At 43.8% G+C, this 16,143-nt stretch carries 17 protein-coding genes and 1 other RNA gene; 9 read left to right on the forward strand and 9 right to left on the reverse strand.

Annotation, left to right across the window (positions count from 1 at the left end):
• The first annotated feature begins 67 nt into the window (after window positions 1-67).
• Window positions 68-1,015 carry an aldo/keto reductase gene (locus tag GRFL_RS17795; protein WP_083645862.1) on the forward strand — a complete coding sequence of 316 codons (948 nt, stop codon included), beginning with the start codon at window positions 68-70 and terminating at the stop codon, window positions 1,013-1,015.
• A gap of 69 nt (window positions 1,016-1,084) precedes the next feature.
• Here the strand turns inward: GRFL_RS17795 and rny are convergent, their stop codons facing one another.
• From rny to GRFL_RS17815, 4 genes are all read right to left on the reverse strand, one after another.
• Window positions 1,085-2,647, reverse strand: coding sequence for a ribonuclease Y (gene rny / locus GRFL_RS17800; protein ID WP_083645863.1), 1,563 nt, complete (start codon window positions 2,645-2,647; stop codon window positions 1,085-1,087).
• Window positions 2,648-2,700: 53 nt separating this feature from the next.
• Window positions 2,701-2,819: non-coding RNA, 6S RNA (gene ssrS, locus GRFL_RS17805), on the reverse strand.
• Window positions 2,820-2,870: 51 nt separating this feature from the next.
• Entirely contained in the window at window positions 2,871-3,164 is a 294-nt protein-coding gene (locus tag GRFL_RS17810) for a cell division protein ZapA (protein ID WP_083645864.1), read from the reverse strand.
• A 2-nt stretch (window positions 3,165-3,166) separates the two neighbouring features.
• Complete coding sequence (locus GRFL_RS17815) at window positions 3,167-3,457, reverse strand: hypothetical protein (RefSeq protein ID WP_083645865.1); 291 nt, start codon at window positions 3,455-3,457, stop codon at window positions 3,167-3,169.
• 186 nt (window positions 3,458-3,643) lie between these two features.
• Between GRFL_RS17815 and GRFL_RS17820 the strand changes: the two genes are divergently transcribed.
• Complete coding sequence (locus tag GRFL_RS17820; protein WP_083646267.1) at window positions 3,644-5,338, forward strand: M23 family metallopeptidase; 1,695 nt, start codon at window positions 3,644-3,646, stop codon at window positions 5,336-5,338.
• A 12-nt stretch (window positions 5,339-5,350) separates the two neighbouring features.
• Here the strand turns inward: GRFL_RS17820 and GRFL_RS17825 are convergent, their stop codons facing one another.
• Window positions 5,351-6,499, reverse strand: a complete 1,149-nt coding sequence (locus GRFL_RS17825; protein WP_083645866.1) for a cysteine desulfurase family protein — start codon at window positions 6,497-6,499, stop codon at window positions 5,351-5,353.
• A gap of 86 nt (window positions 6,500-6,585) precedes the next feature.
• Between GRFL_RS17825 and GRFL_RS17830 the strand changes: the two genes are divergently transcribed.
• Complete coding sequence (locus GRFL_RS17830; protein ID WP_083645867.1) at window positions 6,586-7,593, forward strand: hypothetical protein; 1,008 nt, start codon at window positions 6,586-6,588, stop codon at window positions 7,591-7,593.
• Here GRFL_RS17830 and GRFL_RS17835 read toward each other — a convergent pair.
• Together GRFL_RS17835 and GRFL_RS17840 are read right to left on the reverse strand one after the other, a co-directional pair.
• The gene (locus GRFL_RS17835; RefSeq protein ID WP_083645868.1) at window positions 7,590-8,141 is read right to left on the reverse strand and encodes a Smr/MutS family protein; all 552 of its coding nucleotides are present in this window, start codon (window positions 8,139-8,141) and stop codon (window positions 7,590-7,592) included. The genes GRFL_RS17830 and GRFL_RS17835 overlap by 4 nt on opposite strands.
• Entirely contained in the window at window positions 8,138-8,332 is a 195-nt protein-coding gene (locus GRFL_RS17840; RefSeq protein ID WP_083645869.1) for a hypothetical protein, read from the reverse strand. Before GRFL_RS17840 ends, GRFL_RS17835 begins: the two co-directional genes overlap by 4 nt.
• A 77-nt stretch (window positions 8,333-8,409) precedes the next feature.
• Here GRFL_RS17840 and GRFL_RS17845 point away from each other — a divergent pair, with 77 nt between their 5' ends.
• Genes GRFL_RS17845 through GRFL_RS17855 form a run of 3 tightly spaced genes read left to right on the forward strand, consistent with a single transcriptional unit; the run spans window position 8,410 to window position 10,800 of the window.
• Complete coding sequence (locus tag GRFL_RS17845) at window positions 8,410-10,164, forward strand: T9SS type A sorting domain-containing protein (RefSeq protein ID WP_158091649.1); 1,755 nt, start codon at window positions 8,410-8,412, stop codon at window positions 10,162-10,164.
• A complete protein-coding gene (locus GRFL_RS17850; protein ID WP_236995840.1) occupies window positions 10,161-10,463 on the forward strand; it encodes a DUF2752 domain-containing protein in 303 nt (100 codons plus the stop codon). The genes GRFL_RS17845 and GRFL_RS17850 overlap by 4 nt, the downstream gene beginning before the upstream one ends.
• A gap of 10 nt (window positions 10,464-10,473) precedes the next feature.
• Window positions 10,474-10,800 (forward strand): CCC motif membrane protein, encoded by a 327-nt coding sequence (locus GRFL_RS17855; RefSeq protein ID WP_083645872.1) that lies wholly within the window; start codon window positions 10,474-10,476, stop codon window positions 10,798-10,800.
• 52 nt (window positions 10,801-10,852) lie between these two features.
• Here the strand turns inward: GRFL_RS17855 and rocD are convergent, their stop codons facing one another.
• Window positions 10,853-12,136 (reverse strand): ornithine--oxo-acid transaminase, encoded by a 1,284-nt coding sequence (gene rocD / locus GRFL_RS17860; RefSeq protein ID WP_083645873.1) that lies wholly within the window; start codon window positions 12,134-12,136, stop codon window positions 10,853-10,855.
• Between the two features lie 169 nt (window positions 12,137-12,305).
• On the opposite strand from rocD, the gene rlmD reads away from it, so the two are divergent.
• The 3 genes from rlmD to GRFL_RS17875 are packed head-to-tail and all read left to right on the forward strand — an operon-like array spanning window position 12,306 to window position 14,978.
• Window positions 12,306-13,718, forward strand: coding sequence for a 23S rRNA (uracil(1939)-C(5))-methyltransferase RlmD (gene rlmD / locus GRFL_RS17865; RefSeq protein ID WP_083645874.1), 1,413 nt, complete (start codon window positions 12,306-12,308; stop codon window positions 13,716-13,718).
• Entirely contained in the window at window positions 13,715-14,272 is a 558-nt protein-coding gene (locus tag GRFL_RS17870) for a DUF6452 family protein (protein WP_083645875.1), read from the forward strand. Before rlmD ends, GRFL_RS17870 begins: the two co-directional genes overlap by 4 nt.
• A complete protein-coding gene (locus GRFL_RS17875; protein ID WP_083646269.1) occupies window positions 14,253-14,978 on the forward strand; it encodes a DUF6048 family protein in 726 nt (241 codons plus the stop codon). The genes GRFL_RS17870 and GRFL_RS17875 overlap by 20 nt, the downstream gene beginning before the upstream one ends.
• Here GRFL_RS17875 and GRFL_RS17880 read toward each other — a convergent pair.
• Window positions 14,975-16,126: a THUMP domain-containing class I SAM-dependent RNA methyltransferase gene (locus GRFL_RS17880; protein ID WP_083645876.1), complete on the reverse strand. Its 1,152-nt coding sequence runs from the start codon at window positions 16,124-16,126 to the stop codon at window positions 14,975-14,977. The genes GRFL_RS17875 and GRFL_RS17880 overlap by 4 nt on opposite strands.
• Window positions 16,127-16,143: the final 17 nt, after the last annotated feature.

A 16,143-nucleotide genomic window follows, 5' to 3' on the forward strand; every position in this document is an offset into this window, starting at 1 on the left:
TCTGCTAAACCGGGTAGATTTTTTTCTGAAGCAAGGCATTCTGAGTAAATTCAGAAAAAATTGAACAATGAAAAAACTAAAATTCACGAATGGCGACCAGATGGACGCTATTGGACTTGGAACATGGAAATCTGAAAAAGGCGCAGTGACCAAAGCCGTAAAAATTGCCCTGGAAAACGGGTATCGGCATATAGACTGCGCATCTACCTACGGAAATGAAGCCGAAGTTGGTGAAGCCTTCAAAGAAGTGTTTGAAGGGAACACGGTGAAAAGGGATGATGTGTGGGTAACTTCTAAACTTTGGAACAATGCTCACAAAAAGGAAGATGTCATTCCAGCACTGAAGAACACCCTAAATGATCTAAACCTGGAGTACCTGGATCTCTACCTAATGCACTGGCCAGTGGCTATTAAACCGGAAGTAGGCTTTCCTGAAAAAGCGGAAGATTTTCTTTCTCTGGATGAAGTCCCGCTGATCGAAACCTGGAATGAAATGGTTAAAGCTAAGGAACAGGGACTTGTAAAACATATTGGAGTTTCCAATTTCAGCATTCCTAAATTAAAAGGATTGATGGAGGAAACTGATCATACTCCAGAGATGAACCAGGTGGAACTGCATCCTTATCTTCAGCAAAACGAATTGTTGGAATTTTGCAGCAGGAACCAGATCAATGTGACCGCTTATTCTCCGTTGGGCAGTGGCGACCGGCCAGACCGCATGAAAGCGGCTGATGAACCATCTCTTTTAGAAAATCCGGTGATTCAGCGTATCGCCAAAAAACATGGTGCTAACGAAGGCCAGATTTTGATCAAGTGGAGCGAACAACGAGGGACGGGAGTCATTCCGAAGTCGACCAATAAAGAACGTATCATTGGCAATCTTGCCAGCGCTGGTTTCCAGTTAGATGAAGACGATCTGAAAGAGATTGCGGAGCTTGATGAACATTTCCGATATGTAACCGGAAAATTCTTCGAGATGGAAGGAAATTCTTATGAGAATATTTACGATGATTAATTTTTGTGATATTACATAAAAAAGCCGGGCTGTATAAGCCCGGCTTTTTTATTTACATTTTCCAGATAACTATTTGGCAACGTTCACCGCTCGTGTTTCACGAATTACAGTTACTTTAACCTGTCCCGGATACGTCATATCTGTCTGGATCTTCTGAGAAATTTCGAAAGAAAGGTTGGCCGCCTTATCATCGGTCACTTTTTCACTTTCCACGATCACACGAAGTTCTCTACCTGCCTGGATTGCATAGGCTTTCTTCACCCCGCCAAATCCGAAGGCTATATCTTCCAGGTCTTTCAATCGCTGAATATAAGAATCCAGCACCTGTCTTCTCGCACCTGGTCTTGCACCGCTAATGGCATCACAAACCTGGACTATTGGCGATAATAAGGAATTCATTTCGATCTCGTCGTGGTGAGCTCCAATGGCATTACAAACTTCCGGTTTTTCCCCGTGCTTTTCAGCCCATTGCATACCCAGGATCGCGTGTGGTACTTCTGTTTCAGTTTCCGGCACTTTCCCAATATCGTGTAATAAACCGGCTCTTTTTGCCAGTTTTGGGTTTATACCTAATTCCGCAGCCATAACTCCGCAAAGTTTTGCTACCTCGCGAGAGTGTTGAAGCAGGTTTTGACCGTATGAAGAACGGTACTTCATTCTTCCAACCATTTTGATAAGTTCCGGCTGTAGCCCGTGAATTCCAAGATCGATTACCGTTCTTTTCCCAATATCAATGATCTCTTCCTCGATCTGTTTCTTCGTTTTCTTTACCACTTCTTCGATTCGTGCAGGGTGAATACGACCATCGGTCACCAGCTTATGCAGCGATAACCTTGCTACTTCCCTTCTTACGGAATCAAAACAGCTCAAGATGATTGCTTCCGGAGTATCATCCACGATGATCTCTACTCCTGTCGCTGCTTCCAAAGCGCGAATGTTACGCCCCTCTCGACCAATGATTCGGCCTTTCACATCATCGCTTTCCAGGTTGAATACAGAAACGCAGTTTTCAATGGCCTCTTCTGTACCAATTCGCTGAATGGTATTAATAATGATCTTCTTTGCTTCCTGCTGCGCAGTAAGTTTGGCTTCTTCCACCGTATCTTGGATCAGGGCCATAGCATCAGATTTTGCCTGATCTTTCAGCGACTCTACCAGCTGAGCTTTCGCATCTTCAGCAGAAAGGCCGGAAATAACTTCCAGTTGCTGTACTTTACTATTATGTAATTTATCGATTTCTTCCTGTTTCTTTTCCAGGTAATCTACACGGTGAGTATAATCTGCCAGCTTATCTTCCAGGTCTTTGTTCAGTTTCTTATTCTTGGAAAGTTCATTGCTAACGTGAGATTCTTTATCCTTAACCCTTTTTTCGGCTTCGTTGATCTTTTTATCCCTGGAAAGAATTACCTTTTCATGCTCTGATTTCAGTTCAATGAACTTTTCTTTCGCCTGAAGAATTTTATCCTTCTTAATGCTCTCGCCTTCAGCTTTCGCTTCCTTCACGATACTGGCTGCCTCTTTTTTGGCATTGAGCAAAGTTTGAGAGGCCTGTTTTTTTTCCAGCATCTTCGCGATACCAAAACCGAGTGCTAAGCCCACCACTGCGGCAATTACTATGATTAGTATGTCCATATTTCAAATTTAGATATATAAAAAAAGCCTGTATTAGTCATGGTTTTTGTACTAAACTCCTTAAAATCAAGTTTAGGGCTAACAGATTGATCAAGAATCCGCTCTCCTCGTGAGAGGACACGGCACGCTTTTACAACCTAGACTCACCCTCTTTAAAGAATTCGCGTTGAGTTTGTCAAAAAAAGCACTAATACAGGCAGTTACCTTTTGCTATTTAAAGAACTTATGAAGCCAGATGCTCTTTTAGAAGGTCGTTAAGCGCTCTTAACTTATCTTCCGTTTCCAGCATATCGCTCGATTTATCAATATCTTTCTGCTCGGTCTGGGCCGCAAACTGCAAGGCGCACATGGCCAATACATCCTGCTTGTCCCTTACGGCATAATTCTGCTCAAATTGTTTGATCATGGCTTCGATCTTTTTCGCGGCCTTGCGTAAACCTTCCTCCTGCTTCGGCTGGATGGTTAGCGGGTAGACCCGGTCTGCGATCGATATTTTTATCTTCAGTTTGTCGCTCATCTCTATTCGGATAACTGAACAATGCACTGATCTATTTCCCTGATCAGACTATTTATTTTGAGCTTCGTTTCTCGTTTATGTTCGGTACTGCCAAGCATCGCATTTGCGGCTTTGAGCGTCTGGATCTGGTCGTTGGAATGCTGCAATTGCTCCTCCACCTTCCCGTGTTCCATTCTTACAGATTCAAGTTCGGCCTTCAGGGACTCGTTCTGCTGCTTTAAAACTTCAAACTTGTGCAGCAGTTTCGAGATCCTATTCTCAAGGTTATCAACTATTTCTGTAATCTCACTCATACTCGCAATTAAACGATGTGAACCCTTACAAAGTTAACATACGGTTTGAAATATCCCAATACTTTCTTTTTAGTTTTCAAATTATAATTAACAATTAAAACTAAGCATCTGAGCTGAAGTGCTTTAATTTTCAACTGACTTTTCATTACATTTACGCCAAGGTTGAAAATTGATTTCCCCAGATTTATGAAGAGAGTGACAAGCCTGCTATTTCTATTAGCATTTAGCCTTCTGAAGGCGCAAAATTCCCTGCCACAAGATTATTTTCAAAATCCGCTGGACGTGCCCATCGTTCTTGCCGGCTCTTTCGGTGAGTTGCGATCCAATCATTTCCACAGCGGTTTAGACATCAAAACACAGCAACGCGAAGGTTTACCCGTAAAAGCTTCGGCCACCGGTTACATCAGTCGTATCAATATTCAGCATTATGGCTACGGAAAGGCCCTCTATATTCAGCATCCAAACGGATACACCACTGTTTACGGCCATCTCCAGAAGTTAGCTCCAAAATTGCAGGAATACCTGAAGAAAAAACAATATGCCAAAGAAAGTTATGAAATCGAGCTGTTCCCGGAAGCTGGGGAACTACAGGTAGAACAGGGCGAGCTCATCGCCTACAGCGGCAATACCGGTGGCAGCGGCGGCCCGCACCTCCATTTTGAGATCAGGGACGGCAGCCAGCGACCTATGAACGCGCAGCTTTTCGGAATTGATGTTCCAGATTCCCGTGAACCTCTTATAGAAGGTCTTTTTGCCTATGCCCTGGATGAGGAAGCACACGTGAATGACAGCCAAAAACGCCAGAAATTAAGACTGATCCCTACCAGTAACGGCAATTTTACCACCAATGAAGTGGATGCCTGTGGGGAAATTGGCTTCGGAATTTCTGCTGTAGACCAGCAGGATGGCGCTTACAATCACAATGGTGTTTTCCGAATAGACGCCAGTTTGAATGGCGAACAGGTCTTTGAAATCGACTTTGATAAATTTTCGTTCGCGGAAACCCGAAACCTCAACAGGCTGATCGATTACCAGTATTACCAGAGCAGTAGAAAACGAATTCAGAAATTATTCAAAAGCCCTGATAACCCCCTGAGCATGTATGGCGAACTTCAGAATTACGGTAAACTGAATATTAAAGACAGTCTCGATTACCAGTACACCATTAAAGTGACCGATTTTAAAGGAAATGAAAAGACGATCACTATTCCTATTAAGGGTCGCTCGAGCAACGAAATTTCCAAAGAAACACCTCCGCCAAATTTCACACTGGTCGAAGCCGGTAAGAACTTTTCAGCAAAAGAGAATGGGATCGATATCTCCATTCCTGCAGGTACAATTTATGAAGATGCCTTTATGGACATCCAGTTCATGGGCGATACAGTTAAAGTTCATAAAGACGAAATTCCCGCGGCGAGCAATTTTACGATTGGCTTTGACATTAGTGAGGTCCCGGCGGAAAAACGGGACCAGTTATTTGTGGCGCGTATTTCAGATTATGGAAAACCGAGCTATTCTTCCACCTATCGCAACGGCAATCGAATCACGACGCGCACCCGAACCTTCGGAACCTATACCTTGGCCACCGATATTCAGCCTCCAAGGGTAAGTCCGGTCAATTTCTATGACGGGCAGTGGATCTCGAACAACGAGACGTTGAAAATTCGAATTAGCGATGATCTTTCGGGGATCAATTCTTACCGGGCCACCATAAACGGCAAGTTCATATTGATGGAATATGAATATAAGAACAACACGCTGACGTATGACTTTTCAGATAACGTGATCACTGATACTGCTGATAATGATCTGAAAGTGATCGTGACCGATAATGTGGGAAATACCACGAGCTTTACGGCCACTTTTCACCGAAAATATTAGGAATTTAAAACCCTAGCTTTCGATAAAATCCTTTAAGGTCTTTACCACGTAGTCGATCTCCTCTTTGGTATTGTAACGCGAAAATGAGAATCTGAGCGAAGGTTTTTTCAGGTCTTCTTCGGAAAGGAATGCGTTTAACACATGAGAGCCCTGGTCGCTACCACTCTGGCAGGCACTGCCTTTTGAGCAACTAATGCCCTTCAGGTCCAGCTGGAATAACAGCATTAAGGCCTTTTCGGCGCTTACCGGAAGACACACATTGATCAAGGTATAGGTACTTTTTTCAGGATCAGAACAGGTCCCGTTGAATTTCACGCCATTAATATGCTGCTGAAGCTGCTCTACGAAATAAGCCTTTAGAGAAAGTACATAATCGCGCTCCTCCTCCAGGTTCGCATACGCCAGTTTCAAAGCTTCTTCCAGGCCCACGATATTATGCACACCTTCAGTCCCAGCGCGATGGCCACGCTCCTGCTCCCCTCCAAAGATTAGCGGCTTGAGACCGGAATTTCGTCGCACAAAGGCAAATCCCACCCCTTTTGGCCCATGAAACTTATGGGCGCTAACCGCGGTAAAATCTACCGGGATCTTTTCCAGGTCCAGCTTAAAATGCCCAATAGACTGGACGGTATCTGAATGAAATAAGGCTCCATGAGATTTGACCAATTCAGCAGTTTCCTGAAGATCCAGCATATTCCCAATTTCGTTATTTACGTGCATGAGACTCACCAGTGTCTTTTTTTGAGACGCTTTCAAACGCTCTTCCAGGTTTTGCAGGTCGATATCGCCGCAAGCCGTAACATCAACATATTCTACTTCGATTTCGAAACATTCCTGAAGCTGCTCCACCGTATATAATACCGCGTGATGCTCCAGCCTGGAAGTGATGATTCGCTGCACTCCAAGATCCCTAACTGCACTGTTCAGTGCAAGGTTATCGGCTTCCGTACCTCCTGAAGTAAAGACAATTTCAGAAGCTTTCACATTCAGAATCTCCGCAACAGTCTTACGGGCCTGCTCGATCTGAGATTTGGCAGAACGGCCATGACTATGGGTCGAACTTGGGTTGCCGTAAGTTTCTTTTAATACCTGTGTCATACGATCGATGACCTCTTCCCTGATCTGGGTTGTTGCTGCAGAATCGAAATAAACCTTGTTCATGCGCGCAAAATTAAAGTAAATAAAATAATTTCTCACAAGGCTTTGGGATCAATTTGATTCCATTATTTTTGTTGAAAAGCCCGTTCATGAAAAGAGTTATTTTCCCCATTTTTATCGTGATGCTGTTCGCCGCCTGTGATGATGGAGAGATCGTTGTGGATAATCTTGATTTCGAAGATAGTACAGTGGATTTTTGTGACGGCCCGGGCAATTCCAAGGATGTGATCTACGCTTATAAAAACGACGGAAGTTTCGAATCCTTTTCCGTAGAGATCAACAACGGTATCCTGGAAACCAATGAAAATGGCCAGATCATTCCCCCGGAAGAGGAAACCTTGCAGGTCAACCTGAACACCGAAGGGCTGGCTACCTATAGAATTTATAATACCGAAGTGCCTTCAGACTATTTCTGTTCGGTAGTACCACCCAGCAATATCCAGATCACCCAGGAATGGATCAGCGGCGACGGAGCGAAAATGTTCATTCAGAAATATGCTACTGATATCGCTGCGAATGCTGATGCTGATGGTGATGGGCTTACCAATTTGGAAGAAAATTTCCAGGAAGAACAGGATACAGATGAAGATGGGATCCCAGATTACTTGGATGTGGATGACGATAATGACAATGTATATACCAGCAGAGAATTGGAAGGCTCAGACACTGATCCGGTGGTGGTGATAAACGGAAAGGAGTTTTTGGATACTGATGAAGATGGTATTCCTGACTACCTGGATGAAGATGATGACAATGACGGTATCCCGACCAGGAACGAGGTAAATCCCGGTGAAACGAGACCTGAAAACCTTCAAAGCACGGAGGAAAAGGCAGATTACCGAAACGCTGAGCAAACGGGCAATAACAATCCCAACGAAACATATCGGGATCACGATATCAACCGGGATTACAGCTATGTCATCACCATTACCGGCCTGGAGCTTACCAGGACCAACCAATCTGATGCTGAAAGTTTGAAATTTGGAGTGCCTTTCAATATGGGGTCATTCAGCGAAACCAATGTTCCACAAACGCTTTGCCCATACGACACCTGCCCTGAAGAAGAGCCTACTGAAACTACCGGCTCTCAGAATTAAGCATTCTGAAAGATATAAACTTCGGTAGCTCCCAAACCGTATTTCTTATAATCGGCATCGTAATATTTTAAATTGGAATAGCGGCTAAGGAGATAGTCCAGCTCCATTTTCAGGACGCCCTCACCCACTCCGTGAATGAAAACCACCTTCTGGATTCGCTTCCTCATGGCAAATTCCAGCTTATGTCGTGCGGTATCCAGTTGCAAATTCAGCATTTCGTGATTGCTCATATTTTTAGAAGAGACCGTAAGCTGGTGAATATGCAGATCCACTTCCATTGGCGGAGCATTGCGCTCTTTTGGTTTGACACGCTGTGAACTTGGTTTTTTAGGGATCTTTTTTTCCTGTTTTACCTGTTCCGAATCAAAATCTACCAGGTCAAATTCATCGATTTCGTCATCGATCCTGACCAGGTCAGCTTCCGAAAAATCCATCAAAAAGCCTTCAGTAGTTCTTACCGTTATAAAGTCTGAAGTGATTTTTTCCACGCGCCCCTGCAGATTGTCATCCATCAGTTCTACCCGATCTCCTGCCTTGAATTTGCTCATTTTTCATCATTTTCCTCGTGATCATCCTTGGTTGCCACCCAAAAATTGGTCGCGCGATAAAGGCCAAACATAATAATCACCAATCCAGCAATCTTAATATAGGGAGAAGCATTTTCCACAGAAATCGCGTACATCAGCAGCGCTCCACCCGCAACAATTAAAATCGTATTTAAAACCTGCGAACTATTCATTTACAGTAAGTTAAATTTTCATCGGACTGATTTATGAATCGTCCAATTAATTACATTTATGCAAATTTATGGCTTTCATGAAGCTTCTCCTGATATTATTCGGTCTTTTTGCGGTATTACCGTCATATTCTCAGCTCAGCATCCAGTCTAATGACCAAGCTGAGCACTTTCTCTATGTTCGGGATCGGGAATTATTTGTTCAAAAAGAGCTTCGACTCGCACAAACAAATACTTCTTCGTTACAAGCTGCCTTATATCTTCGGAAAGATGCGCAGTTGCTGCAGGGCGAGAAAAAAGACAATGAGAATATCGGCAACGGGAATATTTCCGTTTTTCAAACCGGAACGTCCAACGCATACCAGTATAATTACTGGGGAATGCCGGTGAGAATTCCTCCAAATTTGCAATTCCTGTTCAACGATTTTGTTGCAGAACCACTGGATAAGATCACCTCCCGAAAAGCTACTCTCATCTTCCAGCTCGATGGAAAGAGCATTCCGCTGAGTATTTCCTCAAAATGGCTCTATAAATTCTCCGGAAAAACATACAGTTCCTGGGAATTCCTGGGAAATGACTTCAATCTGAAATCTGGCGAAGGTTTTAGCATGAAAGGAGTGAACGGTAACAACTTTTCTGAAATTGAAGGGCAGCCCATCAATCCCGGGTCGGCTCAAATTTATAATTTTCTGGGGATGCCCAATGATGGTGAGATAGACCTGGAAATTGAAAAAGATCAGGTAATTCTTCTTGGAAATCCATATCCGTCTGCGCTGGACCTCAACAAATTCCTTTTGGAAAATACAGCGACTACCGGAATAGCCTATTTCTGGGATAGCAGCAAAAGCCTGAATTCCCACTACCTGAAAGATTATGAGGGCGGCTACGGAATGTATTCCCCTGGCGCCAATCTCTATCTGCCACCGGCATTTATCCGGTTTTCAGACTACAGCTTTACCGGCGAAACCGGGAAATTCGTCGCGCGAAGATTTGCACCGATCGCACAGGGTTTTATGGTCATAGGAAAGAAGACCGGGAAGATCATTTTCAAAAATTCCCAACGAGTATACCAAAAACCAGACGCGCTGCTCTCCCAATTCAAAGCACCTTCGGAAGACATTCCATCCTTGATCCTGAATATCGAAACTGATTCTACTTACATCCGGCAGCTTGGGCTGGCTTTCCGAAGCGATTCTTCTATTGAAGAAGACCATGCGATGGATGCCGAAATGTTCGATGAAAAGCCTAATGAAATTGCTTGGTCTATTTCCGGAAAGAATTACGCCATCAATGTTAGGCCAATGTTAGACCAGGAACTTATTCCGCTGAATATTTATCTGAAAGAAGCGGCGGAATTGCAGTTTTCGATTAGTGAATTACGAAATTTCAATCCTGACCGCATATTTATTTACGATTCCAGGGAAGGCCTGTATTACAGCATCAAAACCGGTTATTATAAAATGAGGCTGGATGCCGGCGAATACCTGGACCGATTTTATCTTAGCTTTCTTGAAAAATCTCCTGTTGAACCGGAACCTTTGATTTCCCCGGCCTCTGAAAAGCTCTACAAACCCAAAAATGTACTGCTGAACAGTTTAGAAATCTTTCAGAATAATCTGGAAGAACAATTGGAAATCAAAATGCTTTACGAAGCAAATCTTCAAATGCTACGCCTTTATACGATTAACGGAAGGCTTGTTTCCCTAAAAGAGTTCCTAGGCCAGGAAAAAGAATTTCAGCTTGCTACAGGAAATTTGAGCACGGGTGTGTATATTGTAAAGGTCAATACTTCAGACGCCAAGGAGATAACCAAGAAAATAGAAATAAGGAATTGATCAACCCGGAAGAATACATGTTGCCCTGCCTGAATAAAACGCTTTTTGGTGTGGATTGCACTGGCTGCGGAGCGCAAAGAGCGGCATTTTTGCTGGTGAAAGGTAACTTTTCCGAAGCATTTATCATGTATCCCGCGATTTATCCTATCGCTTTATTGTTGATCTTCCTGTTTGTGAACCTATTTGTAAAATTTAGAAATGACCATATCATCAAATTGTCGCTCATCATTTTTACCGCAGCGGTTATGATCATTTCTTACCTTATCAAAATGTATTCATTCTTTAACCTAACCAATTAATATCAATCTCATGGAAAAAAGAGAATTACCTAACTCCACACTCATCCTGGTTTTCGGGATACTTTCGATCGTTGGCTGTTGCTGCTACGGTGTTGCCGGGCTTGTCTTCGGGATCATCGCCCTGGTCATGGCAAAAAAAGCTATCGAGATCTATAATGCAGAACCAGAACTCTACACCGGTTACCAGAATGTGAAGACCGGTCGTATCCTGGCGATCATCGGGATCGTGCTGAGTGCGCTGGGTATCATCACCTCACTGATCAGCTTCCTGTTTTTTGGAGGTATCAATGCCTGGCAGGAAGTCATGGAGGAAATGGGCCGCCAATACGGCGGATAAAAATAAAGCCGGCTCCAAAAGGAGCCGGCTTTCTAATTTCATACATCTCTGCTTATTTCTCAAACTGCTTCAGGGTAGTTACGATAATATTCACGCAATCTCGCAACTGCTCTTCGGTCATCACCAAAGGCGGCGCAAAACGAATGATATTTCCGTGTGTTGGTTTGGCAAGCAAACCGTTTTCCTTTAATGCCACACAAATATCCCAGGCGGTAGAACTCTCAGGAGAATCGTTGATCACAATGGCATTTAGCAGCCCACGGCCACGAACCAGTTCCACGATATTTGATTCCCTGATATAATCATCCAGTAACCTTCTGAAAAGGTTCCCCAGGTTTCGAGCATTCTGGGTAAGATGCTCATCTCTTACCACATCCAGAGCCGCAACGGCCACAGCGGCTGCCACCGGGTTACCTCCAAAAGTGGAACCATGTTGTCCCGGCTGGATGACATCCATTACTTCGTCATCTGCCAGTACTGCTGAAACCGGGTAATTCCCTCCGGAAAGAGCTTTCCCTAGAATCAGGATATCAGGTCTAACATAAGTTTCTTCCTGTCTCTCACAATGCCCCTGGCAGGTACAATTTCCACAAACAGCCAGGAGTCCGCCGGTACGGCCAATTCCAGTCTGTATCTCATCGGCCATGAACAACACGTTATGTTTGCTGCAAATTTCTTTGGCACGCGCTAGAAAATCAGAAGACGGTGTGTAGACCCCGGCTTCACCCTGAATAGGTTCCACTAAAAATCCTGCTATATTCTGATTGTTTTCAATGGCTGCTTCCAAAGCTTCCGGATCATCGTAAGGAATTTTAATGAATCCCGGCGTATAGGGCCCAAAATTTCTCCTTGCTTCCTCATCGTTAGAAAATGAAATAATGGTGGTAGTCCTTCCGTGGAAATTATTTTCGCAAACGATAATATTGGCGTCGGCTTCTTTTACCCCCTTGCGTTCATAGGCCCATTTTCTGGCAATTTTGATTGCAGTTTCCACGGCCTCAGCCCCGGTATTCATGGGTAATAGCTTATCAAAACCGAAATATTCCGTAGCATATTGTTCATAGGCTCCCAGGATATCGTTGTGAAAAGCCCTGGAAGTAAGTGCCAGCTTGGACGCCTGCTCGTGCAGGGCATTCACGATCTTTGGGTGACAGTGGCCCTGGTTTACTGCGGAATAAGCCGAAAGGAAATCGTAATATTTATTACCCTCAACATCCCATACGTGCACTCCTTCACCCCTGCTTAGTACGGCAGGTAGCGGATGGTAATTATGAGCACCATGCTGGTCTTCAAGTTTAATGGCTTCTTCAGAAGAATTGATTTTAGGTAATGGCATTGTAAATTTTGTTTTTGATTAGTTTTTTGCGATTCCTTCTTTGGCCCGAAAACAGGCAGATACGGGAGAGAAATCATCCCAAAATTCCATTCCCGCAAATTACAAAATGTTTGAGGAATTTTTAAACTGCACAGTCTTTAAGTCTTGTTAATTATCCTATTTTTGCGCTATGGGAAGAAGAAACAGAAACAAGCTTTTTACCGAAATTGAAGTGACCGATGCCGGTGCAAAAGGTAAAGCTGTAGCTAAAACTCCAGATGGCCGAGTGGTCTTTATCGATAATGCCGTTCCCGGCGATGTGGTAGATATCCAAACGACTAAAAAACGGAAATCATACTACCAGGGAACAGCTACGGAGTTCCATAAATTATCCAGCAAAAGAACCGAGCCTGTTTGCCAGCATTTTGGAACCTGTGGTGGTTGCAAATGGCAAAATATGGAATATCGTTACCAGTTGGAATATAAGCAAAACGAGGTGGAGAACAATTTGCGACGCCTTGGAAAGATCGAATTGCCCGAGGTGACACCCATTTTAGGTTCCAAAGACATTTATTTTTACCGCAATAAAATGGAGTTTTCTTTTAGTGACAGCCGCTGGCTTACACAAAAAGAAATCCAAAGTGGTGAAAACATCGAAAACCGGAATGCTCTGGGATTTCATATCCCAGGAATGTGGGACAAAATTCTCGATATTAAAAAATGCCATTTGCAGGAAGACCCTAGCAATGAAATCCGAAATTTCGTGAAAACATTTGCTACAGAAAATGAGATGGCTTTCTTCAATACCCGTCAACAGGAAGGGTTACTTAGAACTTTAATGATCAGGACCACTTCTACCGGTGAGATCATGGTACTGATTCAGTTCTATGAAGACCGAAAAGACCAGAGAGAGCTATTGCTACAAGCAGTAGCGCAAAAATTTCCGCAGATTACTTCCCTGCAATATGTGATCAATCAAAAGGCAAACGATACGATCTATGACCAGGAAGTAATATGTTTCCAGGGGCGCGATCATATTTTTGAAGAAATGGAAGGCCTGAAGTTTAAGATCAACGCTAAATCTTTTTATCAGACCAATTCCGAACAAGCATACAATTTATACAAGATCACCCGGGAATACGCCCAGCTGAAAGGTGACGAACTGGTTTACGATCTTTATACCGGAACGGGGACGATCGCTCAATTCATTGCCAGATCCGCCAAAAAGGTGATTGGCGTGGAAGCTGTGCCGGAGGCAATCAAAGATGCCAAAGAAAACGCCCAAAATAATAATATCGAAAATGTAGAGTTCTATGTTGGAGATATGCGCAAGGTTTTTACTTCAGGTTTTGTGGCCAAGCACGGTAAGCCAGATGTGATCATTACCGATCCGCCTCGTGATGGGATGCACCAGGATGTGGTAAACCAGATTATTGGTATATTGCCGGAAAGGATTGTTTACGTAAGTTGTAATTCAGCAACCCAGGCAAGAGACCTGGCACTGCTGGACGCACATTATAAAGTCACAGCGGTACGGCCGGTAGATATGTTCCCGCAAACGCATCACGTTGAAAATGTTGTTTGTTTAGAAAAGCGTTCATGAAAAAATACAGTTTCGGGTTTTTAATTGTTGGATTATTGGTATTGCTGGGCTGCCAGCGGGACGATCTTTGTCCGGGCAGCACAAATACCACACCCCTGCTCATCATCAGGTTTTACGATTTTGAAGCACCCGATGAACCAACTCCTCCGCAGAATTTAAGTATCGCTGAAATTCCTGAGACAGAAACCGACTCCCTAAGCTGGGCGACCTATGTGGATGATGAGGGAAATACCGTTACCCTGCGCCGAAGAAGCCAGGATAGTATCGCCATTCCGCTTAGAACTGATCAAAATCTGACTCGTTTTTATTTCATACTGGATACTGAAATCGATGAAAACGGATTTGTGACCAGCGGAAACGCAGACACGCTGACCTTTAGCTACGACCTGCAGGAGGAATACCTCAATCGCGCCTGCTCCTTCCAAAGAAAATTTATCAATTTGAAGGTAAATCGCACCGCCGAAGAAGATGGCCAAAACTGGATCAGGGAAATTAATATCGAAGAAAATAATGTGGAAGATGAAAACCAAGCCCATGTTTCGATATACTTTTAGTCTTCTTATGATGCTGGCTTCTGCCGTGGCTTTGAGTCAGCAGGCTTCAGATACCATTAATTATAAAGACAAATATGGTTTGCGAATTGGTGTGGACCTTAGCAAACCGGTGCGCTCCCTGTTAGATGACCAGTATCGGGGTCTGGAATTGCTGGGAGATTATCGCGTCACGGAAAATTTCTATGCCGCCGCCGAACTTGGAAATGAAAAACTAACCTACGATGGGGATAATATTTCCACATTTTCAACCGGAAGTTATATCAAGCTTGGAGCAGATTACAATGCCTACGAAAACTGGCAGGACATGCAAAATATGATATTTGTAGGAATGCGTTACGGATTTTCCACTTTTTCCCAAACCCTGAATTCCTACGCCATTTACACTTCCTCCAATTATTACGGAGACCATATCGTGGAAGCCAACGAGCAAACAAAAGGCCTGAATGCCAGCTGGGTTGAATTAATGGGCGGTATCAAAGTAGAAGTCCTGAACAACCTTTTCCTGTCCCTGAACGTGCAGTTGAAAAGACGCATTAGTGAAAAAGCTCCTGAGGAATACGACAATCTTACCATTCCCGGCTTCGGAAGAACTTATGACCAATCCAATTTTGGAGCTGGATACGGGTATTCTATTTCCTATATGATCCCGCTTTATAAGAAAGCGCACCAGGCTTCAGAAAAAGAACAGGACGAAACCGGCAATTAATCGCGGTTCTTCTTGCTGCCTTCGTAGATCACATATTTCAGCAAGCGACCTTCCAGGGGACCATTGAACAATTTGATCTTTCTGGACGCGCGCAAACCAACACTTTTTATCGAATCTACATTGGTAGCGATGAACCAGGCGTGTGTCCCGTGATAATTCTGTTTCAGCGTATCTCCAATGCTTTCAAAGAATTTTTCCACGTCGATCTCCAAGCGTTCCCCATACGGTGGATTGAAAACCATGTGCAGGTAGCCTTCGGTTTCCTTTTCAGAATGAAAGAAATCCTTGCGCTCAATTTTTATAAAATCCGAAAGGTTCGCGTTCTTTACATTTTCCGTGGCTTTTTCCACGGCTGAAGGAGCCTTGTCATAACCTTTGATTGAATATTGAAAATCTGTGATCTTTTTCATGACAGATTCTTCGATCTTTTCAAAAAGCGCCTCATCCCAGTCTTTCCATTTTTCGAAAGCAAATTCCTTCCGGTTGATGTTCGGCGGAATATTACAGGCGATCATCGCTGCTTCGATCGGGATGGTCCCACTTCCGCACATCGGGTCCAGGAAATCACACTGACCTTTCCAGCCAGAAAGCAGTAGCATTCCCGCTGCCAGTACTTCATTGATCGGGGCGATATTGGTGGAACTACGGTACCCGCGTTTATGCAAGGAACTCCCGGAGCTGTCAAAACTCACATTGCAGAACTGTTTTTCAATATGAATATTGATTCGTAAAGTAGGATGTTTCAGGTCTACATTTGGACGCCGACCAAATTTTTCCCGGAAACGGTCCACGATCGCATCTTTCACTTTCAAAGCCACGTACTGGGAATGCGTAAAAACTTCAGAATGTACTGCGGTATCAATAGCCAGGCTATCATCTACCCCCATAAAATCTTCCCACGGCAGCGCATAGATCTGGTCATAAAGTTCTTTTTCGTTGTGCACCTTGAAACTTTTATACGGCTTCAGGATCTTCAATGCCGTACGCAAACACAGGTTTGCCTTGTACATAAAGCCTTTGTCACCCACGAAACTTACCATTCTCGTGCCTTCTTTAACATCCATTGCGCCCAGTTGGAGCAGTTCATTCGCCAAAACCGATTCAAAACCGAACATGGTTTTCGCGATCATTTTATAGTTATTCGCCATCTCTCTCTTTATAGAAC

The sequence above is a fragment of the Christiangramia flava JLT2011 genome, from assembly GCF_001951155.1.
GTDB lineage: Bacteria > Bacteroidota > Bacteroidia > Flavobacteriales > Flavobacteriaceae > Christiangramia > Christiangramia flava.